The 23,672-nt window shown below is 72.1% G+C and carries 20 protein-coding genes; 12 read left to right on the forward strand and 8 right to left on the reverse strand.

The genetic code is table 11. The features are described 5' to 3' along the window. Positions 1-273: 273 nt before the first annotated feature. Both ACLQ3B_RS31105 and ACLQ3B_RS31110 read right to left on the reverse strand, forming a co-directional pair. Complete coding sequence (locus ACLQ3B_RS31105) at positions 274-507, reverse strand: DUF7455 domain-containing protein (RefSeq protein WP_091402071.1); 234 nt, start codon at positions 505-507, stop codon at positions 274-276. Positions 508-752: 245 nt separating this feature from the next. Continuing rightward, positions 753-2,357: an RNA polymerase sigma factor gene (locus tag ACLQ3B_RS31110; protein ID WP_425784245.1), complete on the reverse strand. Its 1,605-nt coding sequence runs from the start codon at positions 2,355-2,357 to the stop codon at positions 753-755. Positions 2,358-3,027: 670 nt separating this feature from the next. Between ACLQ3B_RS31110 and ACLQ3B_RS31115 the strand changes: the two genes are divergently transcribed. Continuing rightward, positions 3,028-3,846, forward strand: coding sequence for an inositol monophosphatase family protein (locus ACLQ3B_RS31115; protein ID WP_425784246.1), 819 nt, complete (start codon positions 3,028-3,030; stop codon positions 3,844-3,846). Between the two features lie 89 nt (positions 3,847-3,935). Here ACLQ3B_RS31115 and ACLQ3B_RS31120 read toward each other — a convergent pair whose 3' ends face one another. Then, entirely contained in the window at positions 3,936-4,448 is a 513-nt protein-coding gene (locus tag ACLQ3B_RS31120; protein ID WP_425784435.1) for a LytR C-terminal domain-containing protein, read from the reverse strand. Positions 4,449-4,881: 433 nt separating this feature from the next. On the opposite strand from ACLQ3B_RS31120, the gene ACLQ3B_RS31125 reads away from it, so the two are divergent. Next, entirely contained in the window at positions 4,882-5,178 is a 297-nt protein-coding gene (locus ACLQ3B_RS31125; RefSeq protein ID WP_007075406.1) for a DUF4193 domain-containing protein, read from the forward strand. A gap of 116 nt (positions 5,179-5,294) precedes the next feature. After that, entirely contained in the window at positions 5,295-6,146 is an 852-nt protein-coding gene (locus tag ACLQ3B_RS31130; RefSeq protein WP_425784247.1) for a hypothetical protein, read from the forward strand. Positions 6,147-6,223: 77 nt separating this feature from the next. Here the strand turns inward: ACLQ3B_RS31130 and ACLQ3B_RS31135 are convergent, their stop codons facing one another. Continuing rightward, positions 6,224-6,751, reverse strand: coding sequence for a DUF3093 domain-containing protein (locus ACLQ3B_RS31135; RefSeq protein ID WP_425784436.1), 528 nt, complete (start codon positions 6,749-6,751; stop codon positions 6,224-6,226). Positions 6,752-6,841: 90 nt separating this feature from the next. On the opposite strand from ACLQ3B_RS31135, the gene dut reads away from it, so the two are divergent. The 4 genes from dut (at position 6,842) to ACLQ3B_RS31155 (ending at position 9,270) form a co-directional block, all read left to right on the forward strand. After that, positions 6,842-7,378: a dUTP diphosphatase gene (gene dut, locus ACLQ3B_RS31140; RefSeq protein WP_425784248.1), complete on the forward strand. Its 537-nt coding sequence runs from the start codon at positions 6,842-6,844 to the stop codon at positions 7,376-7,378. 25 nt (positions 7,379-7,403) lie between these two features. Next, complete coding sequence (locus tag ACLQ3B_RS31145; RefSeq protein WP_425784249.1) at positions 7,404-8,066, forward strand: DUF3710 domain-containing protein; 663 nt, start codon at positions 7,404-7,406, stop codon at positions 8,064-8,066. Between the two features lie 114 nt (positions 8,067-8,180). Next, on the forward strand, positions 8,181-8,561 hold the full coding sequence (locus ACLQ3B_RS31150) for an OB-fold nucleic acid binding domain-containing protein (RefSeq protein WP_030489360.1): 381 nt from the start codon (positions 8,181-8,183) through the stop codon (positions 8,559-8,561). Between the two features lie 25 nt (positions 8,562-8,586). Beyond that, complete coding sequence (locus ACLQ3B_RS31155; protein ID WP_425784250.1) at positions 8,587-9,270, forward strand: DUF3159 domain-containing protein; 684 nt, start codon at positions 8,587-8,589, stop codon at positions 9,268-9,270. Positions 9,271-9,312: 42 nt separating this feature from the next. Here the strand turns inward: ACLQ3B_RS31155 and ACLQ3B_RS31160 are convergent, their stop codons facing one another. Beyond that, complete coding sequence (locus ACLQ3B_RS31160) at positions 9,313-10,002, reverse strand: potassium channel family protein (RefSeq protein ID WP_425784251.1); 690 nt, start codon at positions 10,000-10,002, stop codon at positions 9,313-9,315. A 3-nt stretch (positions 10,003-10,005) separates the two neighbouring features. Next, complete coding sequence (locus ACLQ3B_RS31165; protein WP_425784252.1) at positions 10,006-10,671, reverse strand: potassium channel family protein; 666 nt, start codon at positions 10,669-10,671, stop codon at positions 10,006-10,008. A 165-nt stretch (positions 10,672-10,836) separates the two neighbouring features. Between ACLQ3B_RS31165 and ACLQ3B_RS31170 the strand changes: the two genes are divergently transcribed. The 3 genes from ACLQ3B_RS31170 (at position 10,837) to dxs (ending at position 16,312) form a co-directional block, all read left to right on the forward strand. Then, on the forward strand, positions 10,837-12,921 hold the full coding sequence (locus ACLQ3B_RS31170) for an APC family permease (protein ID WP_425784437.1): 2,085 nt from the start codon (positions 10,837-10,839) through the stop codon (positions 12,919-12,921). 100 nt (positions 12,922-13,021) lie between these two features. Continuing rightward, entirely contained in the window at positions 13,022-14,239 is a 1,218-nt protein-coding gene (locus ACLQ3B_RS31175) for a class I SAM-dependent RNA methyltransferase (protein WP_425784438.1), read from the forward strand. Between the two features lie 126 nt (positions 14,240-14,365). Beyond that, positions 14,366-16,312, forward strand: a complete 1,947-nt coding sequence (gene dxs, locus ACLQ3B_RS31180; RefSeq protein WP_425784253.1) for a 1-deoxy-D-xylulose-5-phosphate synthase — start codon at positions 14,366-14,368, stop codon at positions 16,310-16,312. A 172-nt stretch (positions 16,313-16,484) separates the two neighbouring features. Here dxs and ACLQ3B_RS31185 read toward each other — a convergent pair whose 3' ends face one another. Further along, on the reverse strand, positions 16,485-17,678 hold the full coding sequence (locus tag ACLQ3B_RS31185) for a hypothetical protein (protein WP_425784254.1): 1,194 nt from the start codon (positions 17,676-17,678) through the stop codon (positions 16,485-16,487). Positions 17,679-18,091: 413 nt separating this feature from the next. Between ACLQ3B_RS31185 and ACLQ3B_RS31190 the strand changes: the two genes are divergently transcribed. Beyond that, the gene (locus ACLQ3B_RS31190) at positions 18,092-19,873 is read left to right on the forward strand and encodes a hypothetical protein (protein WP_425784439.1); all 1,782 of its coding nucleotides are present in this window, start codon (positions 18,092-18,094) and stop codon (positions 19,871-19,873) included. After that, positions 19,873-21,669 carry a hypothetical protein gene (locus ACLQ3B_RS31195; protein ID WP_425784255.1) on the forward strand — a complete coding sequence of 599 codons (1,797 nt, stop codon included), beginning with the start codon at positions 19,873-19,875 and terminating at the stop codon, positions 21,667-21,669. Before ACLQ3B_RS31190 ends, ACLQ3B_RS31195 begins: the two co-directional genes overlap by 1 nt. A gap of 24 nt (positions 21,670-21,693) precedes the next feature. On the opposite strand, the gene ACLQ3B_RS31200 is transcribed toward ACLQ3B_RS31195, so the two are convergent. Continuing rightward, the gene (locus tag ACLQ3B_RS31200) at positions 21,694-23,586 is read right to left on the reverse strand and encodes a hypothetical protein (protein ID WP_425784440.1); all 1,893 of its coding nucleotides are present in this window, start codon (positions 23,584-23,586) and stop codon (positions 21,694-21,696) included. Between the last annotated feature and the right edge of the window lie 86 nt (positions 23,587-23,672).

The raw sequence follows: 23,672 nt of genomic DNA on the forward strand, positions 1-23,672 counted from the left end.
GCTTCCACGCCGAAATCACAGTCTTCGAGAAAGGACTTGCCTCCCGCTCACAGCGCTAAACGCAACGGCGTTGACATCCTGGTTCGAGCACGATCTTGGCGCGGGGCGCGGGGCGCGGGGCGCGGGGCGCGGGGCGCGGGGCGCGGGGCGCGGGCGCGGGGCGCGGGGCGCGGGGCGCGGGGCGCGGGGCGCGGGGCGCGGGGCGTTCGGACAGAAAAAGCCGGCCGGAGACACCCTCGGGGTGCCTCCGGCCGGCTATGTCGGTTTGCGGATTTAGTTCGCCATCAGGTCGGCGCCGCGCCAGCTGAAATCGGGCTCCGTTGCGAACCGCTCGGTGATCTTCACGAGATCCTCCGCGTACTTGTTCGCGTGGTGCCCGCAGAACACCAACTCGCTCCCACCCGCCAGAGTGATCCGGAGCTTCCCGGCAGCATTGCAGCGGTCGCACCGTTCATCGGCGGCTGGGGGAGCCGCCGTCACGGGCGGCGGCGTGAGGGTCGGGGTCATCGCCTTCCTCCTCTGGTCGTCACCGATGAACAATCTCTTCGGTCGTTGCTCACCTATCGTGCAACACCCTTACTAGGCACTGCCTTCCCTGTGTGCCCGCGGGGGACCGAGGTCACACCTGGAAGGGACAGTGTGCCGTGCACCAAGGGTGCCACGTCAACGATCACATTCGTGCATCCGGACGATCACCATCTGGTGTTGCACACCAGGTGGTCAAAACGACACGTTCGGTTGACGAAACCCGCTCAGTCCAGGTAATCCCGGAGGACCTGCGACCGGGACGGGTGACGCAGCTTGGACATCGTCTTGGACTCGATCTGCCGAATCCGCTCCCGGGTCACCCCGTAGACCTGGCCGATCTCGTCGAGCGTCCGAGGTTGGCCGTCGGTCAGGCCGAAGCGCAGGCGTACCACACCCGCCTCACGCTCGGAGAGCGTCTGCAGCACCTGCTGGAGCTGGTCCTGCAGGAGCGAGAACGAAACCGCGTCGACCGCGACCACGGCCTCGGAATCCTCGATGAAGTCGCCGAGCTGGCTGTCGCCCTCGTCGCCGATGGTCTGGTCCAGTGAGATGGGCTCCCGAGCGTACTGCTGGATCTCCAGCACCTTCTCGGGTGTGATGTCCATCTCCTTGGCCAGCTCCTCCGGAGTGGGCTCGCGGCCCAGATCCTGGAGCAGCTCACGCTGTATGCGGCCGAGCTTGTTGATGACCTCGACCATGTGCACCGGGATGCGGATGGTGCGGGCCTGGTCGGCCATGGCGCGGGTGATGGCCTGCCGGATCCACCAGGTGGCGTACGTGGAGAACTTGTAGCCCTTGGTGTAGTCGAACTTCTCCACGGCCCGGATCAGACCGAGGTTGCCTTCCTGGATCAGGTCGAGGAAGGCCATGCCGCGGCCGGTGTAGCGCTTGGCCAGCGACACCACCAGCCGGAGGTTCGCCTCCAGGAGGTGGTTCTTGGCCCGCTCGCCGTCCCGGGAGATCCAGCCCAGGTCACGGACCATGTCCCGGACGAGCTTCTCCTCGCCCTCGTCGGCAGCCCGCAGCCGCTCGGCGGCGTAGAGCCCGGCCTCGATCCGCTTGGCCAGCTCCACCTCCTGCTCGGCGTTGAGCAGCGGAACCTTACCGATCTGCTTCAGGTACGCGCGGACGGAGTCGGCGGAGGCGGTCAGCTCGGCGTCGCGTCGCGCCTGCTTGAGGGCCTCGGACTCTTCGTCGTCCCACTCGAAGTCGTTGTCGGTCGCCGAGGCGGCGGCGTCGGTCTCGGCGGCCTGGGCCAGCTCGGCCGGCTCCTCGACCACCACGTCCTCGATCGCGGCGGCCAGCTCCTCCGGGTCGATGTCGCCCTCGGCGCCCTCGCCCTTGGCCTTGCCGCCAGCCTTGGTCGGCTTGGCTCCGGCAGCCGCGGCCACCGTCGCCTTGGTGGCTCGGGTCGACCGGGTCGCCTTCGTCGGCGTCGCCGCGGCGGCGGCGGTGCCGGTCGCCTTGCGGGCGGCCACCTTGCTCGGGGCCGACGTCGACGGGGCGTCGTCGGCGGCGGGCGCCTGCTTCGGGGCTGGCGCGGCGGCCTTCTTGGTGGTCTTGGCGGTGGTGGCCCGGGACGCTGGCGTGGTCGAGCGGGCCGCGGCGACGCGGCGGCGGGTGCTCGCCGAGCCGTCCACCACGACGGTCACTCCCGCCTCGGAGAGCGCCCGCAGGATCTTCTTGGCCTGGGCCGGAGTCACCTCGGCGGACTCGACGGTGCGCGCGAGCTGGGCCGACGTGAGCTGGCCACCAGCGCTCTGCGCGTGGGCGATCAGGGTGTCGGTGAGCGAGCGAACGTCGGCGCCGGGCTGGCGGGGTTCTGTCACGAATGACCTTCCGGAGGCGAAGAGCGGGCACGGCGGGTTCGTCCAGCGCAGCGAGGGTTACCGCGCCGGGCGATGTGGTTGAGGGACCCTCGTGTCACGGTCCGGCCGGTGGTCGGCGGTCCGTGCCGCGTGGGCAGGGGTGAATTGTAACGCCGTCTGCGGCGATCATCCTGCTCCGCACCGCGTACCGCCGGTGGGGACCGTCGGTGCGGCGGAGATGTGGGCTTCCCGGTAATGATAGCCGCGCGGCCGGCGAAGGGTGCCCGCCGTCGAGCCCGACGCCGGGCAGATCGTGTCCGAACTGCCGTTTGAGCAGCCGGTACGAGGTCAGCGTGGCGGTAGCGAGGGGGGCGCGTGTGGATCACCCAGGTCGTTGACGGTCCGGCCGGTGGCGTCCCCACCAGGTCGCGGTTGGGCAACGGTTGTGAGCCGAGCATGGCCGGGGCGGTAAGCATTTAAGCGACAATACCGGATCTAAAGGTGCATATCGGCGAAGGTTGGCCGGTCGGATCGCGTGGGCGGTGCGGGGGCACCCACCTCGCGGCGGATTCCGCGTACCAAAGATCCTGGGTCTGGTGCCGTCGTGCGGTGTCCGGAACGATGATCTTCGGAAGCCGGGTCGGTAGTTTTCACCATCCGCTTGCACCCGGAGCGCGGAAAGAGGCGAATCATGACTAACTCGGCGACGACACCATCGGACCTGCTGAGCATCGCGGTGGAGGTGGCTCGGGACGCGGCGGACACCGCGTACCGGATGCGCGCCGAGGGGGTCGTCGTCGCCGCCACCAAGAGCACCGTCACCGACGTGGTCACCGCCGCCGACCGGGCGGTCGAGCGGCAGATCCTCGACGCGCTGGCCGCGCTGCGCCCGGACGACTCGGTGCTCGGCGAGGAGTACGGCGAGGGGGCCTCCGGCGCGACGCGCAGCGGGGTGCGCTGGATCGTCGACCCGATCGACGGCACGGTGAACTACCTGTACGGGCTGCCGCACTCCGCGGTCTCACTGGCCGCCGAGGTGGACGGGGTGGTGGTCGCGGGCGTCGTGCGCAACGTGAGCACCGGCGAGCAGTGGACCGCGACGGCCGGCGGCGGCGCCTGGCGCGACGGTGTCCGGCTGCGCTGCTCCGGCGAGGTCGACCTGGGGCAGGCGCTGGTCGGCACCGGCTTCGGCTACGACGCCGCCCGGCGGGCGCACCAGGCGCAGGTGGTGGCCGGGCTGATCGCGCACGTACGGGACATTCGGCGGTTGGGCGCCGCCGCGCTGGACCTCTGCCTGGTCGCCGAGGGGCGGCTGGACGCGTACTTCGAGAAGGGTCTCGCGGCCTGGGACCTGGCGGCGGGCGGGCTGGTGGCGGCCGAGGCGGGGGTTCGGGTCGCCGGCCTGGCCGGTCGGCCGCCGGGGCCGGACCTGGTGGTCGCGGCCCCACCGGCGCTCTTCGCGCCGCTGCACGACCGGCTGGCCGCCCTGGACGCCGCCGGTGGACCCTGACCGTGCCGACCCGGGGCGGCGGTTCCTGACCTGTGGACCAGGTCGGTGCCCGGTCGCCGACCTGCCGCTGCGAAGGGCCGGTTACGCCGTCACTTGGCCGGTGGGGACGGGCAGGCGCCCTTGGGCGCCTCCGGCGGACCCGAGTCGCCGAGCGACTGGTTCACCTCGGTCGTGGTGGCGAGCTGCTGGAAGCGGTTGCCCAACACCACGTCCACCGTGTCGTCGGCACGGTTCGGGTCGTAGCCGGGGGTGGCGTTGTTGAGGAAGTACGCCTGGAGCAGGTGCGCGGAACCGACGCCCTTCGGGCCGTAGCGCAGCACCGCGACGCTGTCGACCCGCTTCTCGTTCCCGGTCTTCTTGACCTGGAACTGCCGATTGCTGAACTCGTCGGCGACGGTGTGCGCGAGGCCAGGTTGATCCGTGGCGTTGAACACGTTGATCTTGACGTCCTTGCGCTCGCGCAGGGTCAGGTCCGCCAGTGGCCAGCCCTCCGGGCAACCCGCCGCGGTGCCCGCGTTGCCCTGGCTGTCGCGGACCACGGCCACGACGACGAAGACCAAGGCGATGACCGCCAGCAGGCCGACGACGACGAGTGCTCGCACGCGCGCAAAACTCATCAGGGCACTCCCCGGACCTCAGGTGGGTGGCGACGGCCAGAAACGATCGCTCAGGCCGGCGGCCGTCGAATACGCCGCTGAGGTTAACGGTTGTCCGGCCGTCGCGTGGAAACAGCCCGACATGCCGGCGCGGCGACCGCGAACCGGGTACTACTACCCCTATCTTCGTGTCGCCTGAATCACATTGGGAACAACTTCGCGTGCGGGGGCGTACATCTCAGCCGCAAGGGCGGTATACATGCCTCGCCCAAGGGGGGGTAAGGTTCCGCGCTCGCAGGGGAGTCGCCCCGGCGAGCTCGACCCGTTCGGTCCTCGGGTCGGGTGCCCGACACAAGTGGTGGCCGGCCAGCGGAACCGAAACAGCGTCGTCCGGCGTTACAACCGGAAGCGACAACATCGATATGGGAGAGTGAAACCGATGGCCACCGACTACGACGCCCCGCGTCGCGACGAGGTCGACCTCGGCGAGGACAGCCTGGAAGAGCTCAAGGCACGGCGCGTCGACTCACAGTCGGGCGCGGTGGACGTCGACGAGGCCGAGGTGGCCGAGAGCTTCGAGCTGCCCGGTGCCGATCTGGCCGACGAGGAGCTCACGGTCAAGGTGCTTCCGATGCAGCAGGACGAGTTCCGGTGCGCCCGCTGCTTCCTGGTCCACCACCGTAGCCAGCTGGCGGTCGAGCGTAATGGCGAGCTGATCTGCCGCGAGTGCGTCTGACAAGCACGACACCGGCGGCGGCCTCCTGAACGGGGCCGCCGCTGCCGGTGTAGGCAAGCGGCAGCGGTGGGTACCTGCTTGACTCGTAGCGGGTAGCCACAGCACCGGGAGGTCCGATGAGCGATCGAGGCGGCACCACCGACGGCGGCACGGATGACCTCGGTGCCACCGGTGGCACGGATGACCTCGGTGCCACCGGCGGCACGGATGACCTCGGTGCCACCGTCGCGGCGTTGACCGCGGACGACATCGAGCCGGCCCGACGCCGCCAACTGCTGACCCGGATGGTCGGGCAGGCCCGTGCGCGTGGCATCACCGACCTGTTCAAGCCCCGCGCCGCCGTGCGCTGGATGGTCGACACCGTCACCGAGATCGCTCCGCACGTGCCGGTACGGGACCTGGACACTCTGCGCCGGCACTTCCCCGGCCTGGACGACGCCGCCCTGGCCGACAGGCTCATCCGCAACGCGTCGAGGACCACCGCCGCGATCGGCGCGGCCGGTGGGGGCGTCGCCGCCGTCGAGTGGGCGGTGGCCCCGACCCTGCTCTCCGCGCCGGTGCTGCTCGCCGCCGAGACCGTCGCCGTGGTGGCGGTGGAGCTGAAACTGGTCGGCGAGCTGCACGAGATCCACGGAGTGGCGCTACCGGCCGGCGGCAGCCAACGGGCGGTCACACTTGTGCACTCCTGGGCCACGCAACGCGGCGTCAACCCGATGCTGCCCGGCGTGGGAGTGGGGGCCGTGCTCGGCACCGCCGCCCGCAAGGAACTGCGGGACATGCTGCTGCGACGTTTCGGTCGCAACCTCACCACGCTCGGGCCGTTCCTGACCGGTGCCGCGGTGGCCAGCTTCCTCAACCGCCGGGCCACCCAGCAGATGGCCGACCAACTCCAGGTCGACCTGCGTCGGCGGGGCATCGCCCGGCCCGCCCCACCAGCGGCCCTCCCGGGCCCGCAAACCGGCACCTGACCGAGGCTGTGCCGTCGGACCGGCACCTGACCGGCCGTCGCCGTCGGGCCGGCCCTGAGCGGGCCGTCGCCGTTGGATCAGCCCGGCTCGCCCGCCGTCGGGTGGGAGGCCGCCAGGGCGTCCCGCGCGGTCAGCACCGCCTCGGCCAGCTCGACCGGGTGGCGGGTGCTCACCACCCAGAACGGGGTCGGATCGGCGGGGTCGTCGAGGATCACCTGCACGGCGCCGCCGATCCACGGCCGCTGCACCACGAAGGCGAGCGGGTCCGCGCCGACGCCGAGCACCTCACGTCGGCCGGCCACGTCCAGCGGCACCACGTCGGCCACGAAACGGACCGGCAGGCGGGCGTCGTCCACCCGCAGTTCGGAGTCGGCCACCCCGACCCGGATCCGGCCCAGCCACCACAGCCCGGCCGCGGTGAGCGGCACCAGCACGGCGAACGGCAGCCAGGCCCGGACGCCGGAGGCGCCCATCCAGATCTCGACGGCCAGCAGGGCGGCGGCCACCAACCCGGTCAGCCACAGCCACCAGGGCAGATCCAGCCGCTCGGCGTACGTCGGGCGGGCGGCGACCGGCGGCTGAGCGGCGGACGGGGAGGGCGACATGCTCACTCCTGCGAGGGTACGGCGCACGGCGGCTCGACGAACCGGCAGGATGGCAGGGTCACCCCGCGAACCGGACGGAAGAGGGGACCCGTGACCGACGTCGTACCCGTGCCCGTACAGCTGCTCGACCCGGAGCTGCCGCTGCCCACGTACTCCCATCCCGGCGACGCCGGGGCCGACCTGGTGGCGGCCGCGGACGTGGAGCTGCCACCGGGCGGCCGTGCCCTGGTGCCCACCGGCGTGGCCATCGCGTTGCCGGAGGGGTACGTGGGCCTGGTCCATCCCCGCTCCGGTCTGGCGGCCAGGCTCGGCGTGACGGTGCTCAACGCGCCCGGTACGGTCGACGCCGGCTACCGGGGTGAGATCCTGGTCAACCTGATCAATCATGATCGGGATGTGCCGGCGAAGATCTCCCGCGGCGACCGGATCGCGCAGCTCGTGGTCCAGCAGGTCGCACGGGCGCGGTTCGAGCCGGTGGTCGAGCTGCCCGCGTCCCGGCGCGGGACCGGTGGGCACGGGTCCACCGGTGGGCACGCCGGGCTGGTGCCGTCGCCGACGGGCCAGGACCGGGTCGAGCGGCGGCCGAACGAGCCGGGCCGCGGGCAGACGGAAGAGGTGGCAGGGTGAGTGTGAACAGCGGAGGGCAGGCGCAGTGATCTTCTCCCGAAAGCGGGCCGATGCCGAGCGGCAGACCCGTGACGAGCGAGCCGCCCAGGTCTCGGACCAGGGCGAGGCGGCGCCGACGCTGGAACGCGGCCCGTACGACATCTCCGAGAGCTACGACGACGTGCAGCGACTCGACCTGGGCAGCCTGCACATCCCGGCGATCACCGACGTCGAGGTGCGGGTGCAGGCCGACCCGCAGGGTGTGGTCCAGCAGGTGGTGCTTGTGCACGGCGACAACGCGCTCCAGTTGGGCGTCTTCGCCGCTCCCCGGTCCGAGGGGATCTGGGACGAGGTGCGCGAGGAGATCCGGCAGTCGCTGCTCCGCGACGGCGCGACCGCGCAGGAGGTCCTCGGGGAGTCCGGCCCGGAGTTGCACGCCCAGGTGACGACCCCGGACGGCGTGACGAACCTGCGGTTCGTGGGAATCGACGGGCCGCGCTGGATGGTCCGTGGCGTGTTCCAGGGCCCGGTGGCCACCGACCCGACCATGGCCGGGCCGCTCGTCGAGTGCCTGGACGGCCTGGTGGTCGACCGTGGGCAGGAGGCGAAGCCGGTCCGCGAGCCGTTGCCGCTGCGGCTGCCCCGGGAGATCTCCGACCAGGCCGAGGCCGAAGCGGGTGACGCCGCCGCCGCGCCGCGTCAGGTCTGACCCGCGCGCACCGGCCCGCCGGAACCAGCCCCGTCGGCGTACGCTGGCGGCACGGTTCCGGCGCCGCCGGGGCCGGCCGGGGACGGCGAGCGTGGAGAGGGTGACGCGGAGGTCATGACGACCGACGAGAGCCGGGTGTCGCTGCGGCGCATCCTGCAGCGGTTCACCGCCAGCGAGGCCGAGATCGACGCGCAGGAGCTGCGCCGGGAGAGCGCCGAGTGCGGCGGGATCCCCGCCCAGCAGTGCTCCCGGGGTCAGCTGGTGTCGGTCGCCGGTCGGCTGCGCACGGTGGTCTACACGCCGCGCACCAATCTGCCCACCCTCGAGGCCGACCTGTACGACGGCAGTGACGTGGTCACCCTGGTCTGGCTGGGTCGACGGCACATCGCCGGGATCGAGCCGGGCCGGCACCTGACCGCCCGGGGCCGGGTCGCGGTGCGCGACGACCGCAAGGTCATCTACAACCCCTACTACGAGCTGGACTCGCCCAAGTGACAGCACTGCGGACGGAAGGCCGGCGATGACGACGGGACAGGATCGGGCGGCACAGCCGGAGACCGACCCTCAGGACGAGGACCAGCTGCCGACGATCGCCGAGCAGATGGCTGACCAGCTCGGCGGCTGGCGCGGGCTGGTCGAGTCCAGCATCCCGGTCGTGGTCTTCGTCCTCGCCAACATCATCGGCGAGCTGCGGCCCGCGGTGATCGCCTCGGTGTCCGTCGCGGTGCTGATCGCCGGTGTGCGGCTGGCCCAGCGTCGGCCGATCCGGCACGCCGTCAACGGGCTCTTCGGCGTCGGCGTCGGCGCGGCCATCGCGTGGCGCACCGGCAACGAGCGTGACTTCTACCTTCCCGGCATCCTCTACGGCATCGGGTACGGCGTCGCCCTGCTCATCTCGGCCGCGATCCGACAGCCGCTGGTGGGCTGGATCTGGTCGGTGCTGGTGGCCAAGGGCCGTTCGGAGTGGCGGGCCGACCCGAAGCTGGTGCGGATCTTCACCCAGCTGACCGTGCTCTGGGGTGTGGTCTGGCTGGCGAAGGTGGGCGTGCAGGCCGGGCTCTACCTGGCCCACCAGGACACCGCGCTGGGCGTGGCCCGACTGGCGCTGGGCTATCCGCCGTACGCGCTGCTGTTGCTGATCACGGTCTGGACGGTGCGCCGGGTCACCCGGGAGTCGCCGCCGGCCCCGCTGCCCAGCGCCTGAGCGAGGCGCGGGCCAGCTGACCGCTCAGCGCGCCCGTCGGGCTCAGCGTGAGCCGCGGGTCCGTTCGACGCTGTCCGCGCCGAGGATCACCGCGCGGACCTCGTCCTCCACCTCGGCGGTGCAAACGAAGATCAGCTCGTCGCCGGCCTCGATCGGGTCGTCCGGGCTGGGCACCAGGACCCGCTTGCCGCGCAGGATCGCCACCAGGGCGGAGTCGCGGGGCAGCGGCACGGCGTGGATCGGCTGACCAACGTAGGGGGCGGTCGGCGGCAGGGTGATCTCGACGAGGTTCGCCTCGCCCTGCCGGAAGGTCATCAGCCGGACCAGGTCGCCGACGGTGACCGCCTCCTCGACGAGCGCGGCCATCACCCGCGGCTTGCTCACCGCGACGTCCACGCCCCACTGCTCGTTGAACAACCACTCGTTCTCGGCCCGGTTGACCCGGGCGACCACGCGGGGCACCGCGAACTCGGTCTTGGCCAACAGCGACAGCACCAGATTGGTCTTGTCGTCGCCGGTCGCCGCGACAACCACGTCACACCCGGCGATGTTCGCCTCCTCCAGGCTGGCCACTTCGCACGCGTCGGCCAGCACCCAATCGGCGGCCGGCACCCGGTCCGGACGCAGCATCTTGGGCTGGCGTTCGATGAGCATCACCTGGTGGCCGTTGTCGATCAGCTCCTGGGCGATCGAGCGGCCCACGTTGCCCGCGCCCGCGATGGCGACCCGCATGGCTCAGTGCCCTCCTTCCGGCGGCGTCGCCGCCACCGACGTGACCGTCGCCACGATGTCATCGCTGACCAGCATGAACACCTGGTCGCCCTCCTGCATGACTGTGGAGCCGGTGGGCAGCGTGCCGATGCCGAAGCGGATCAGGTAGGCCACCCGGGCCCCGGTCGTCTCCTCCAGCGCCCGCACCGGTCGGCCGATCCAGTCCTTGTGCACAGGCACCTCGACGATCGACACGGTGCTCGTGGGGTCGCGGAAGATCTCCACGTTGCCCTCCGGCACCAGGTGCCGCAGCATCCGGTCCGCCGTCCACCGTACGGTCGCCACGGTGGGGATGCCCAGCCGTTCGTAGACCTGCGCCCGGCGCTGGTCGTAGATGCGGGCGGCGACCCGGGACACGCCGAACGTCTCGCGGGCCAGCCGAGCCGAGATGATGTTGGAGTTGTCGCCGCTCGACACCGCCGCGAAGGCGTCCGCGCGCTCGATGCCGGCCTGCCGGAGCACCTCGCCGTCGAAACCAGCCCCGGTCACCGTGATTCCGGCGAAGTCGGGGCCGAGCCGGCGGAAGGCGTCGGCGTCCTGGTCGATCACCGCCACCGAGTGTCCTCGGGACTCCAGGCTGTGAGCGAGGGTCGACCCGACCCGACCACACCCCATGATCACGACGTGCACGCTGTCCCTCCCAAGGTGCGTACCGCTCCCGGTGCCGGTGGCCTTCCGAGTGCGAGCCTGCCACGTCCCGGCGGCCAGCGGGGACCGACCGTACCCCCGTCGTGTTGAGCAGCGACGATCGCCCACCCCCGTGCTCCCGCCATGGTGGTCGTAGTCTTGGCGTTCGTGGCCAGTCCCACCTCGCTGCTGAAGCGGCTTCTCCTCGGTCGACCGTTCCGGTCCGACCGGCTGCAGCACACCCTCCTGCCGAAGCGCATCGCGCTGCCCGTGTTCGCCTCCGACGCGCTGTCCAGCGTCGCGTACGCGCCTGACGAGATCCTGCTGACCCTCTCCATCGCCGGTGCCTCGGCGTTGCTGTTCTCGCCGTGGATCGCCCTGGCCGTGGTCGTGGTCATGCTCACCGTGGTGGCGAGCTACCGGCAGAACGTGCACGCCTACCCCTCCGGCGGCGGCGACTACGAGGTGGCCACGGTCAACCTGGGGCCGAAGTTCGGCGTCGGGGTGGCCAGCGCCCTGCTTGTCGACTACGTGCTCACGGTGGCGGTGTCGGTCTCCTCCGGGGTCGCCAACCTCGGCTCGGTGGTGCCGTTCGTGGCCACCCACAAGGTCCTCATCGCGGTGAGCGCGGTGATCCTGCTGACCGCGGTCAACCTGCGTGGGCTGCGCGAGTCGGGCACGGCGTTCGCCATTCCCACCTACGGCTTCGTGATCGTGATGCTCGGGATGCTGCTCACCGGGCTGTTCCGGGTCTTCGTGCTGGGCGACGAGCTCCGGGCGCCGAGCGCCGACCTGGTGATCCAGGCCGAGCACAGCGTGACCGGTTTCGCGTTGGTCTTCCTGCTGCTGCGGACGTTCAGCTCGGGCGCCGCCGCGCTGACCGGCGTGGAGGCGATCTCCAACGGGGTGCCGGCGTTCAAGGCGCCGAAGAGCCGCAACGCCGCCACCACCCTGCTGCTGCTCGGCACCATCTCGGTGAGCATGCTGGTGGGGATCATCTGGCTGGCCCGGCTGACCCACCTGCAGTTCGTCGAGGACCCGGCCCTCCAGATCGTGTCCGGCCCCGAGGGGTACGTGCAGAAGACGGTCACCACCCAGCTCGGCGAGACGGTCTTCGGTTCCGGGTCGGTCCTGCTCTACGTGCTGGCCGGGGTGACCGCCCTGATCCTGTTCCTGGCCGCGAACACCGCGTTCAACGGTTTCCCGGTGCTCGGCTCGATCCTGGCCCAGGACCGCTACCTGCCCCGCCAGTTCCACACCCGGGGCGACCGGCTGGCCTTCTCCAACGGCATCACCTTCCTCGCCCTCTTCGCGATCGTGCTGATCGTCGGCTTCCAGGCCGAGGTGACGAAGCTGATCCAGCTCTACATCGTCGGGGTCTTCGTCTCGTTCACCGTCTCCCAGGTCGGCATGATCCGGCACTGGAACCGGCACCTGCGCACCGAGCGGGACCCGGAGGCGCGCCGCCGGATGGTCCGCTCCCGGGCGATCAACACGTTCGGCGCGGGCCTGACCGGCGCGGTGCTGGTGATCGTCCTGATCACCAAGTTCCTGCTCGGCGCGTGGATCGCGATCGCCGCGATGGCGGTGATCTACGTGCTGATGCTGGCGATCCGCAGGCACTACGACCGGATCGCCGTCGAGCTGACCCCGCCGGACGAGGGCCGGGCCGTGCTGCCCGCCCGCAACCACGCGATCGTGCTGGTCAGCAAGGTGCACCAGCCGACGTTGCGGGCCATCGCCTACGCCCGCGCCACCCGACCGGACACGCTGACCGCGGTGACCGTCAACGTGGACGAGAAGGACACCCGGGACCTGCAGGCCGACTGGGAGCGCCGGGAGATGGCCATCCCGCTCACCGTGATCGACTCGCCGTACCGGGAGATCACCCGACCGATCCTGGACTTCGTCGCGTCCACCCGCCGCAAGTCGCCCCGGGACGTGGTCACCGTGTTCATTCCGGAGTACGTGGTCGGCCGTTGGTGGGAGAACCTGCTACACAACCAGAGCGCCCTGCGCCTCAAGGGCCGGCTGCTCTTCGAACCGGGGGTGATGGTGGTCAGCGTGCCGTGGCAGCTCGCGTCGACAGCGAGCAAGAACCTGGACCGGCTGGACGCCACGCTGTCCCGGACCCCGGCGCGGGGGCCGCGCAGCACCGGGTCGCCGCTGGTCGCCGTCCCGCCGGTGGCCTCCGCGCCGCCCGGCGAGGGTGAGCCCGGGAGCAGCGGAACGACGGAGAACACTCGTGACTGAGCCGGGCGGGACCGTTGCCGAGACGCCGTCGGCGGCTGCCGCGTCGTCTGCCGCGTCGTCTGCCGCGTCGTCTGCATCGTCGTCTGCCTTCGAGCGGGGCCTGGCCGAGGCGGACCGGGTCGAGCTGACCGTCGGCGCGGTCGCCCCCGGCGGGCACTGTGTCGCGCGGGTGGACGGGCAGGTGGTCTTCGTCCGGCACGCGCTGCCCGGCGAACGGGTCATCGTCGAGGTCACCGAGGTGCACCGGGGGTTCGTCCGGGCCGACGCGGTGACCGTGCTGGAACCCTCACCGGACCGGGTCGAGCCACCCTGCCCGTACGCGAAGCCGGGTGCCTGCGGGGGCTGCGACCTGCAGCACGTCGCCCCGGCCGCGCAACTGGCCTGGAAGACCGCCGTGATCCGCGAGCAGCTGGTCCGCCTCGGCGGGCTGACCGACGTCGAGCTGGACCGGCTCGGCGTCCGGGTCGAGGCGCTGCCCGGTGGGCTGCTCGGCTGGCGCTCCCGGGTCCGTTACGCGGTCGACGCCGCGGATCGGGCCGGCCTGCTCAAGCACCGCTCGCACGAGGTGGTGCCGATCGACCGCTGCCGGATCGCCCACCCGGCCATCCAGCAGCTGCCGGTGCTCATCCCCACCGGCGCGCTCTGGCCGGCCGCCGAGGCGGTGGAAACCGTCGCCAGCACCGGCGGGGACGTGACCGCCACGGAGATCCGCGACGGGGTGCCCACCCCGGTCAGTGGCCCGACCGAGGTCCGCGAGGTCGCCGCCGGACGGGACTGGACGCTGCCCGCGTCCGCGTTCTGGCAGGTGCACCCGGCCGCGGCGGACGTCCTCTCCACTGCGGTGCTGGAGTTGCTGGACCCGCAACCGGGCGAGATCGCCTGGGACCTCTACGGCGGCGCGGGCCTGTTCGCCGCGGCTCTCGCCAGCCGGGTCGCCGACGCCCGGATCACCCTTGTCGAGTCGAGCCGGGACGGAGTGGACGCGGCCCGGGCCAACCTGGCCGACCTACCCCAGATCGAGGTGGTCGCCGCCCGGGTGGAGACCGCGCTGACCCGCCGACGGATCACCGGCCCGGTCGACGTGGTGGTGCTCGACCCGCCGCGCTCCGGCGCGGGCGCCCAGGTGGTGCGGGACATCGTCGCCGCCGGCCCGCGGGCGGTCGCGTACGTGGCCTGTGACCCGGCCGCCTTCGCCCGGGACGTGCGCACCTTCGCCGACCTCGGTTGGCGGCTGGCGGCGCTGCGGGGCTTCGACCTCTTCCCGATGACGCAGCACGTCGAGCAGGTCGGGCTGCTGCTCCCGCCCGACGAGCGGTAGGACCCCGCCCGGCGTGCTGCTTTCGACGCCTGACCGGTTGCTCAGCTGCCAACTCCCCGCCCAGCCCGGGTGCCCCGGGCTCGGGCCAGGCTGCGGAGTACCGGGCGGCCGATAGACTCTCCGGTCATGAGCGTTGAAGAGGACACGGCCAACCACGGCCGGCTGCTGGGGACGGTTCGGGGCCCACAGGACGTCAAGCGGATGTCCGGCGAGGAGTTGGACGTCCTCGCCGCCGAGATCCGGGACTTCCTGATCACCAAGGTCTCCCGTACCGGCGGGCACGTCGGGCCCAACCTCGGTGTGGTCGAGCTGACGCTCGCCATGCATCGCGTCTTCGACTCCCCCCGGGACCGGCTCCTGTTCGACACCGGTCACCAGGCGTACGTACACAAGATCATTACCGGGCGTCAGGCCGGCTTCGACAAGCTCCGCCAGCGCGGTGGCCTCTCCGGCTACCCCAGTCAGGCGGAGAGCGAGCACGACCTCATCGAGAACTCGCACGCCTCCACCGCGCTGTCCTACGCCGACGGCCTCGCCAAGGCGTACGCCCTCCGGGGTGAGGCGCGCAGCGTCGTGGCCGTGGTCGGTGACGGCGCGCTGACCGGCGGCATGTGCTGGGAGGCGCTGAACAACATCGCCACCGCCGGCAACTCCCTCGTGATCGTGGTCAACGACAACGGCCGGTCCTACTCGCCGACCATCGGCGGGCTGGCCGACCACCTCTCCTCGCTGCGACTCAACCCCGGCTATGAGAAGGTCCTCGACACGGTCAAGGACGCCCTCGGCTCCACGCCGCTGGTCGGCAAGCCGATGTACGAGGTGCTGCACGCGGTCAAGAAGGGCATCAAGGACGCGGTCGCCCCGCAGGCCATGTTCGAGGACCTGGGCATCAAGTACGTGGGCCCGGTGGACGGGCACGACGTGCCGGCGGTCGAGGCGGCGCTGCGCGCGGCCAAGAACTTCGGCGGCCCGGTCATCGTGCACGCGGTCACCCGCAAGGGCTACGGCTACCGTCCCGCCGAGGAGGACGAGGCCGACTGCCTGCACGGCCCCGGCAGCGCCTTCGACGTGGAGACCGGCGCGCTGCTGGCCGCCCCGTCGGTGAAGTGGACGCACGTCTTCGCCGACGAGCTGCTGGCCATCGCCGACGAGCGCCCGGACGTGGTGGGCATCACCGCCGCGATGGCCGAGCCGACCGGCATCGCCAAGCTGGCCCGCAAGTACCCCGAGCGGGTGTACGACGTGGGCATCGCCGAGCAGCACGCAGCCACCTCGGCGGCCGGGTTGGCGCTCGGTGGCCTGCACCCGGTGGTCGCGGTCTACGCCACCTTCCTCAACCGCGCGTTCGACCAGGTCCTGCTGGACGTGGCGATGCACAAGCTGCCGGTGACCTTCGTGTTGGACCGGGCGGGCATCACCGGCCCGGACGGGCCCAGCCACTACGGCATCTGGGACATGTCGGTCTTCGGGGTGGTGCCGGGGCTGCGGATCGCCGCTCCCCGCGACGCCGCCACCCTGCGCGAGGAGCTGCGCGAGGCGGTGGCCGTCGACAACGGCCCGACTGTGGTGCGGTTCCCGACCGGCGCGGTCGCCGCGGACCTGCCGGCGCTGCGCCGGGTCGGCACGGTCGACGTGCTGGCCGAGTCCGCCCGTACCGACGTGCTGCTCGTCGCCATCGGCTCCTTCGGGCAGCTGGGCATGGAGGTGGCCGCCCGGGTCGCCGAGCAGGGGTACGGGGTCACCGTCGTCGACCCCCGCTGGGTGCGCCCGGTCCCGGCGGAGCTGGTCGACCTGGCCGCCCGCCACCGGCTCGTGGTCAGCGTCGAGGACGGCGTCCGGGTCGGCGGGGTAGGCGACGCGCTCGCCCAGGCGATGCGCGACGCCGACGTCCGGGTGCCGCTCAAGGACCTGGGTGTACCGGCCGACTGGCACCCGCACGGCACCCGCGCGCAGATCCTCGCCGACCTGGGCCTGACCGCCCAGGACGTGGCTCGCAACGTCACCGGCTGGATCTCCGGCCTGGACGCCACCCCGGACCGCCTCACCCCCAGCGACGCGGCCGCCCAGAACTGACGAGAACGAACGACGGCGGGCGTCCCTAGGGACGCCCGCCGTCGTTCGTTCTCGTCAGTTCTCCCTCGTCGATCAAGGACTTGTGGTGGGCGGTGCTTGACGATTCGCGCCTTTTGCGGGGCACCACAACTCCATGATCGACCCGGTCAAGGTGTGGCGCGGGGGTGGGCGGTCAGCGGGGGGAGATTGAGCGGTAGTGGGTTTTGTCGGTGTTGGCGAGGCTGTAGGTCTGGGAACGGGACGGGGTGGGGATGACCGCCAGACCGGGTCGTTCTACCAGCACGGGAGTGCCCGGCGGGACGGACAGGGAGCTGTCCCGGGTGGGCCGCCAGCTCAGCACCACCAACGGCTGACCGGGCACCGGCAGTTGGTACGCCTGCAACGGGGTGGCCCGGTCCGCGGGTGAGACGACGGGCGCGCTCCCGTCCGCCGGTCGGTAGATCACCGCAGTCATCGCGCCGGCGTCGGTGTCCCAGCTGAGTTGCTGCAACTCGGCCGGCTCGCCGCCGCCGAGAGCGACCTCGCCGAGTGAACGCACCGTGAGCTTCGCCATCGGCCAGGACGTCGGCACCGAACGCGGGGCGTCCCGGTCCCCGATCCGGCGCGGGATGCTGCCGAACGGGCCCCGATCGCCGGCCAGCACACAGGTGTCCAGGCCGGTGAGCGCCCGCCGGCCGGTGCCGGACTCGTCACGGACCAGCGGGTAACGCGGATCGACGGTGCCGGTGCCCAGGTCGAGCAGCCGGTCGGCGGCCCGCCCACGGGGCAACGACTCCGTGGTTCGCAGGGTCGCGGTCACGCCGACGGCCGAGCAGGTCGGCACGTTTACCGGTGCGCTGAGGCCGTCCGCGACGGTCAACGTCCGGTCCTGTGGCCCGAGGAGGGTCTGCACCCGGGCCGAGACCAGGTAACGACGGCCGCCGGCCGTCTGCACCGGCAGCACGTCGGAGTAGACGAGGTAACCCGGGTCGGTGTACTCGGTGGCGCGGGTCACCGCGTACCGGTCGCCCTCGCGGGTCAGTTGCAGCAGCCAGGACGCGCTCTCGCCGGGCACGTCGGCGGCCACCAGCGCCACCGGGGCGCCGTCGACCCGACCGGAGAAGAGGATGCCGGACGAGGGCAGGTGCGCGCGGTCGTCGGCCGGCGACCGCCAGCCCCGGACGGCCGTGGTGACCGCTGCCGTCGCCGCGGCGTCCCCGGAGAGGTCACCGCGGGGAGGCCACACCGCAAGCGTGCCGTCCAGGCTGTCGTACCCGACCCGCAGGTCCTGCGGCTTCCGCTCGGCTACCGGGCCGCAGGCCGTGCTGGCCAGCAGCGCGCTCAGCAGGACGGGAAGCACCCTGCCGTACCGACGGCCTGGAGTCACCTGGCCCGCCCCCGATCGCCTCGCCGTCGCTGTCGGAAAGCGCCATAGTACGAGATGTCCGGTGCGGAGCCTCCGTTGGCCGTCACCCAACCCACCACAATGGACACCACCGGGGCTTTGGGGCGTTTTGGTTGCTCCGGTAGACTCCGCCGACTGTGACGCCTGCCGAGTCCCGCGCCCTGCCCGCGCCGCACACGGAGGCGGCAGCCGACTCCGCCGAACTGGTGAGCTACCGCACACCGGTCGGCCTCTTCGCCGGCCCGCCCGCGCTGACCGCCCCCACCACGGAACCGGCCGAGCCCGAGGTACCGGCCGAGCCCGAGGTACCGGCCCAGCCCGAGGTACCGGCCCAGCCCGAGGTACCGGCCGAGCCCGAGGCACCGGTTGAGCCCGAGGCGCCGGCGCAGAGCGCGGTGCCGGCCGAGAGCGCGGCGCCGACGCGGGCGCGGTGGCGTCGGTGGACTCGGCGGCGGCAGCACCTGGCGGTGGGCGGGCTGTTTCTGCTCGCCGCGCTCTGGGTGACCAGCCGGATCTGGCTGGACCCGTCCGGTCGGGTGGCCTCGCTCTACACCGGTGACCCGGCCCAGGTGCAGTTCTTCCTCGCCCACTCGGTACGCGTGGTGCTGCACGGCGAGTACCCGTTCTACACCGAGCAGTTCAACTACCCGGACGGCGTCAACCTGATGGCCAACACGGCCGTGCTGGCGCTGGGTATCCCGATGGTCCCGGTGACGCTGCTCTTCGGGCCGGCGGTCTCCTTCGTGGTGCTGGTCACGCTGGGCCTCGCCGGCACCGCCATGGCCTGGTACCTCATGCTCTCCCGCCACCTGGTGCGTACCCCGCTCGCGGCGGCGGTGGGCGGCTGGTTCTGCGGGTTCTCGCCCGCGATGCTCTCCCACGCCAGTTGGCACCCGAACATCATCAGTCAGTTCCTGCTGCCGTTCATCGTGTGGCGGGTGCTGGTGCTCACCCGCTCCAAGAAGCCGGTTCGGGACGGGGCTCTGCTCGCCCTGCTGGTCGCCGCGCAGGCGTTCATCAACGAGGAGATCCTGCTCTTCACGGCGCTGGCCTGCGGCGTCTTCCTGCTGGCGGTGCTCGCCCAGGAGCCGGCCCGGTGGCGGGCGGCGTGGCGGCCCCTGGGCGTCGGCGTGGTGACCTGCGCGCTGCTGGCCGGGGCACTGTTGGCGTACCCGCTGTACGTGCAGTTCGCCGGGCCGATGGCCTACCACGGGCTCAGCGACGCGGTGCAGGACTACGGCAACGACATCGCCGCCTTCTTCGCCCCCGGCTCGCCCACCCTCGGCGGCAACCAGCGAGCCAACATCAACCTGGCGCCCAACTACTCCGAGGAGAACGCCTTCTTCGGCTGGAGCCTGTCGCTGCTCGCCATCGGCATCGTGGTCTGGCTGCGCCGGGAGTTGATCGTTCGGGCGCTCGCGGTGACCGGCCTGTTCTTCGCCGTGCTCTCCCTCGGCGAGCGGGTCTCCTGGTGGGACCGGGAGCTGGTCAGCGGGCCGTGGCAGTGGTTGGTCCACCTGCCGCTGCTCGACGCGGTGGTGCCGACCCGGTTCGGGCTGATCACCAGCGTGGTGATCGGTCTGCTGCTCGCGCTCGCCGTGGAGCGGGCCTGGGCGCTGCGTCCGGCCGACCGTCGCACCGTCCGGGTGCTCACCGCGGCGGGCCTGGCCTTCGCGCTGTTGCCGATCGCGCCGATGCCACTGCGCATGGTCTCCCGACCGCCGGTGCCGGACTTCATCACGGCGGACCGTTGGCGGGCGTACGTCGGACCGGACCAGACGTTGGTGCCGATCCCGGTGCCCAGCATGGGCAACACGCACGGCATGCGCTGGGCGGCGGCCACCAACCTCGACTTCAAGATCCCCGGTGGTTACTTCCTCGCGCCCCGCAACGGCAACACCGGTGACGCCGGCCGGTTCGGCGGTCGTCCCAGCGGGGTGGGTCAGATGCTGGAGGAGGTGGCGACCACCGGCCGTACGCCCAAGCTCGACGACCGGCAGCGGCGGCGCTTCACCGACGAACTGCGGCACTGGCGGGCGGCGATCCTGGTGCTGCCGGTGCGGCAGCAGAACGCCGAGCCACTGCGTCGTACGGTCGAGGAGCTGGTCGGCCCGGGCCGCCAGGAGTTGGATGTCTGGGTCTGGGACGTCCGGACGCTCAGCGACCGTTCGGTCTGATGACCACCGGGACGACGTCCCCGAACACCTCGTCGCCGGCGACGGTCGGCAGGTCCCGTCCGGCCTGGCTGCGGGACGCGCTTGTGGTGGCCGGCTATCTGGGCCTCGCCGTGCTGGTGACAAGTGGGCAGTGGGGTCGTCCGGAGCGGCTGTTCCACCAGGCGGGTGACCAGATCCTCTTCGAGTGGATGTTGGCCCACGCGGCGCATGCGGTGGTCGAGGGGGAGAACCCGCTCTACAGCGCCGGGTTGAACGCGCCCGACGGGGTCAACCTGATGGCGAACACCTCGGTGCTCGGCCTGGGTGTCCCGCTGACCCCGGTCACCCTGCTCTTCGGCTCGCAGGTGGCGTTCTGCGTGGCGGTCGTCTGCTGTCTCGCCGGGACCGCCGTCGCCTGGTACGTGCTGCTGCGCCGCCGGCTGGTCCGCACCCGGGCCGCGGCCGCGGTGGGTGGGCTGATCTGTGGCTTCGCCCCGGGCATGATCGCTCAGGCGGGCGCACATCTGCACATCGCCGCTCAGTTCCTGGTGCCCGCGATCCTCGCCCTGGTGTTCCGGCCCTCCGCGGGCGACGCGCGGCACGACGTCTGGCGGCCCGGCGCCGGCCTCGGGCTGCTGCTCGTCTGGCAGGTCTTCATCGGCGAGGAGGTGCTGGTCTTCCTGGCGCTCGCGGCCGGGGTCTTCGCGCTGGCCTACGCGCTCGCCGACCGGGTGGCCGCACGGCGGCTCGCGCCGGCCCTGGTCGGCCGGCTCGCGGTGGCGGCCGGCGTGGCGGTGGTGCCGCTGGCGTACCCGCTGTGGTTCCAGTTCCACGGCCCGCAGCACTACTCCGGGATGGCGTTCGCCACGCAGGGCTTCCAACTGGACGTCGCGTCGTTCACCGCGTCGGCCCGGCAGACCGTGCTGGGCGACGACTGGCTGCCCGGGTTGCTCTCGCCGAACCCGACCGAGGAGAACTCGTTCTTCGGCCCGGGCCTGCTGGTGCTCGCCGTGGTGATCGTGATCTGGCAGTGGCGACGACCACTGGTCCGGGCACTGGCCGCCGGTGGCGTGGTCTTCGCCCTGCTCTCGCTCGGCGACGAGCTGCGGCTGGACGGTGCGGCCACCGGCATTCCGGGGCCGTACCGGCTGGTGAGCGGGCTGCCGCTGCTCGACCTCGCGGTGCCGGCCCGGTTCGCGTTGGTCTGCGTACCGGTGCTGGGTGTGCTGGTGGCGCTGTCGCTGGACCGGGTCCGGGCCGCGCGCGGGCCGAACGTGGCGGCGGGCCAACCGGTGCGGCTGCTGTGGGCCGGCGCGGTCGCCGCCGCGTTGCTGCCCCTGCTGCCGACGCCGCTCCGCGTGGTGCCGGTCGCGCCGGTGCCGGCGTTCATCGCCGACGGCGGCTGGCGGCCGCTGGTGCCGCCCGGCCGGACGGTGGTCGCGGTGCCCCCGGTCACCGGCGCCGCGCGCAGCCCGGTGATGCTGTGGTCCGCCCGTACCGGTGTGGGGTTTTCCGCGCCAGGCGGTTACTTCATCGGCCCCAGCGGCCCGGACGACCCGGCGGCCCGCTGGGGCGCGCCGGACCGGCCCACGTCGGTGCTGCTCCGGCAGGTGGCCGAGACCGGCGCGGTGCCGGTGCTCGCCGACGCCGACCGCCGTCAGGCCGTCAAGGACCTGCGGCACTGGCGTGCCGCGATCGTCGTCCTCGGCCAACTGGAGCACGGTGACCCGGTCCGCCGCACCGTCGACGACCTGCTCGGCCCAGGCCGAGCGGTCGACGGCGGGTGGTTGTGGGACGTCCGGGACCGCGTCGGCTGAGCCGACCGATGGCGCGGTCGTCGACTACGCCACCAGGGCGCGGACGTCCCAGACCCAGACGTCGTCGACCCGCTGCGGTGGCCCGAGCAGGGCGGTGACCAGCTCACGGAGCACCGCCTCGCGGGGGTGCGCCCCGAGCACCACCACCGAGGCCCGCCAGAACCGCAGGTCCTCGACGATCTGACGGCGGTTCTCGTCGGTCAGCGCCGGAACCGTGCCACTGTCCATGGTGGAGTAGATGAGGGAGCTGGTTGGTCGGTTCGGCGCACCGAAGACCCCCTCACCCAGCTCGTTCGGGCCGATGAAGTAGCCGCCCGGAACGGGGAACTCCTGCCCGGTCAGCGCACTCCACCGCAGCGTCGGCAGACCGTGCACGTTGCTCGGGATCGGCACCGGCACCAGGGTCCGACCCGCCGGAACGTACGGCCGCCAACCGCCTGCGGTGATGAAGTGCGGCGGCGGGTCGATCTGCTGGGCGGGCAGCGGTCGGGGGAAGAGCGGCAGCACGGCGAGGGCCACCGCCGCGTACCCGACAGGTCGCAGCCACCGACGGCGCACCGCGCCCGGCGCGGCGGGCTCGGCCGGCTCGGCGGGCGTCGCCGGGGTCGCTTCGCCCGCGCGCTGGGCCGGCACCCGCGGCCGGTCGGCCACCGGGCGCCCCTGGCGGTACGCGGCGTCCCAGGTCAACGCGAGCAGTACGCCCACCGCGGCGGCGACCACGAGCGTCAACCGGGTCGGCATCATCATCTCGACCAGCGGCAGGTCGTCCGACACGTACGACCAGGGCCCCTTCACACCGGTCTCCACGCCGTTGAACCGCACCCACGGCCCGATCGCGGCCACGCTGAACACCACGATGAGCACCGCGACGATCCGGGTGGCCAGCGAGCGGCGGACGAGCAGCACCAGCGCCACCACCGAGAGCAGCACCAGCGGCCAACCGAACCAGGTGTTCTGCTCGGTCAGGCCGATCGTCTTCTCCACGGCCGGGTCACCGGCCCAGGTGTCCCGGGCGAAGGTGACGAAGGCGACCAGGTCCTCGCCCCAGTTGTGGAACACGCCGCCCTGCAGGCCCCGGTAGGACTGCGGGCCGTTGAACTGGAACCAGATCGGGTACGCGGTGAGCACCAGGGCCAGCCCGCCGGCGACGCCGAGCCCGGCCAGGAACGTGCCGGCGGCGGCCCGGGTGGCCCGCGGCCGCTGCACGGCGTACGCCAGCACGACGACCAGGCAGGCCAGCGCGGTGAGCAGCAACATCTCCTCGTTGATGAAGATCTGGTACGCCACCAGCGCACCGAGCACGAGCCCGTTGCGTCGCCACCGGCCCGGCTCGCCCAGGGTCAGCACCCGCACCACGATCAGCGGGAGCAGGAAGTTGGACACGAAGTTCGGTTGGCCGTTGGCGTGGTGGATGATTCCCGGCGCGAAACCGAGGAACGCGCCGCCGACGAACGCCGCCGCCCGGGAGCGCACCAGGTGGCGGGAGAGCATCCAGTACCCGGTGCCGGCGGTCGCCGCCAGTGCCGCGCCCAGGTAGAGCGCATACATCACCTGGGGGCCGAGCAGCATGGTCAGCGGGGCCAGCGGCAGGGTCACCCCGAGCAGCGAGGTGTTGGCCATCATGTTCACCCCGTCCGGGGCGTTCTGACGGGCCGTGAACAGTGGATTCTCCAGGTGCCGCACCGAGAACGCGCCGTGCGCGAACAGCCACTCGAACCAGCTGTGGTCGGTGGGCAGGTGCGAGGAGACCCGGCCGTTGACGTCACCCCAGTAGTTGAGGCAGACGAAGACGCCCAGCAGCACATAGGCTCCGAGGGCCAACAGGTCGGCTCGGGCCGGACGGCGTCGAGGCCGTCGTGTCGACTCGGCCTCGGCCGGGTCGGCGTCGGTCAGGGAATTCAGCGAAGGGTCTACCACCGGCACAGCCACGACGCGCCATCGTACAGGCGGGGTTCCGTCGCTTTTGCCGGGCCGGTGCGCTGACGGTCGGTTTGCCGGACGGT

This window comes from Micromonospora sp. DT53 (genome assembly GCF_049841535.1).
In the GTDB taxonomy this organism is placed as follows: Bacteria; Actinomycetota; Actinomycetes; order Mycobacteriales; family Micromonosporaceae; genus Micromonospora.

Bases quoted from the DNA above. Each gene is read 5' to 3' on its own strand.
- ACLQ3B_RS31105 (WP_091402071.1), bottom strand. From the start codon at position 507: ATGACCCCGACCCTCACGCCGCCGCCCGTGACGGCGGCTCCCCCAGCC.
- ACLQ3B_RS31115 (WP_425784246.1), top strand. From the start codon at position 3,028: ATGACTAACTCGGCGACGACACCATCGGACCTGCTGAGCATCGCGGTG.
- ACLQ3B_RS31125 (WP_007075406.1), top strand. From the start codon at position 4,882: ATGGCCACCGACTACGACGCCCCGCGTCGCGACGAGGTCGACCTCGGC.
- ACLQ3B_RS31130 (WP_425784247.1), top strand. From the start codon at position 5,295: ATGAGCGATCGAGGCGGCACCACCGACGGCGGCACGGATGACCTCGGT.
- ACLQ3B_RS31135 (WP_425784436.1), bottom strand. From the start codon at position 6,751: ATGTCGCCCTCCCCGTCCGCCGCTCAGCCGCCGGTCGCCGCCCGCCCG.
- ACLQ3B_RS31150 (WP_030489360.1), top strand. From the start codon at position 8,181: ATGACGACCGACGAGAGCCGGGTGTCGCTGCGGCGCATCCTGCAGCGG.
- ACLQ3B_RS31155 (WP_425784250.1), top strand. From the start codon at position 8,587: ATGACGACGGGACAGGATCGGGCGGCACAGCCGGAGACCGACCCTCAG.
- ACLQ3B_RS31160 (WP_425784251.1), bottom strand. From the start codon at position 10,002: ATGCGGGTCGCCATCGCGGGCGCGGGCAACGTGGGCCGCTCGATCGCC.
- dxs (WP_425784253.1), top strand. From the start codon at position 14,366: ATGAGCGTTGAAGAGGACACGGCCAACCACGGCCGGCTGCTGGGGACG.
- ACLQ3B_RS31195 (WP_425784255.1), top strand. From the start codon at position 19,873: ATGACCACCGGGACGACGTCCCCGAACACCTCGTCGCCGGCGACGGTC.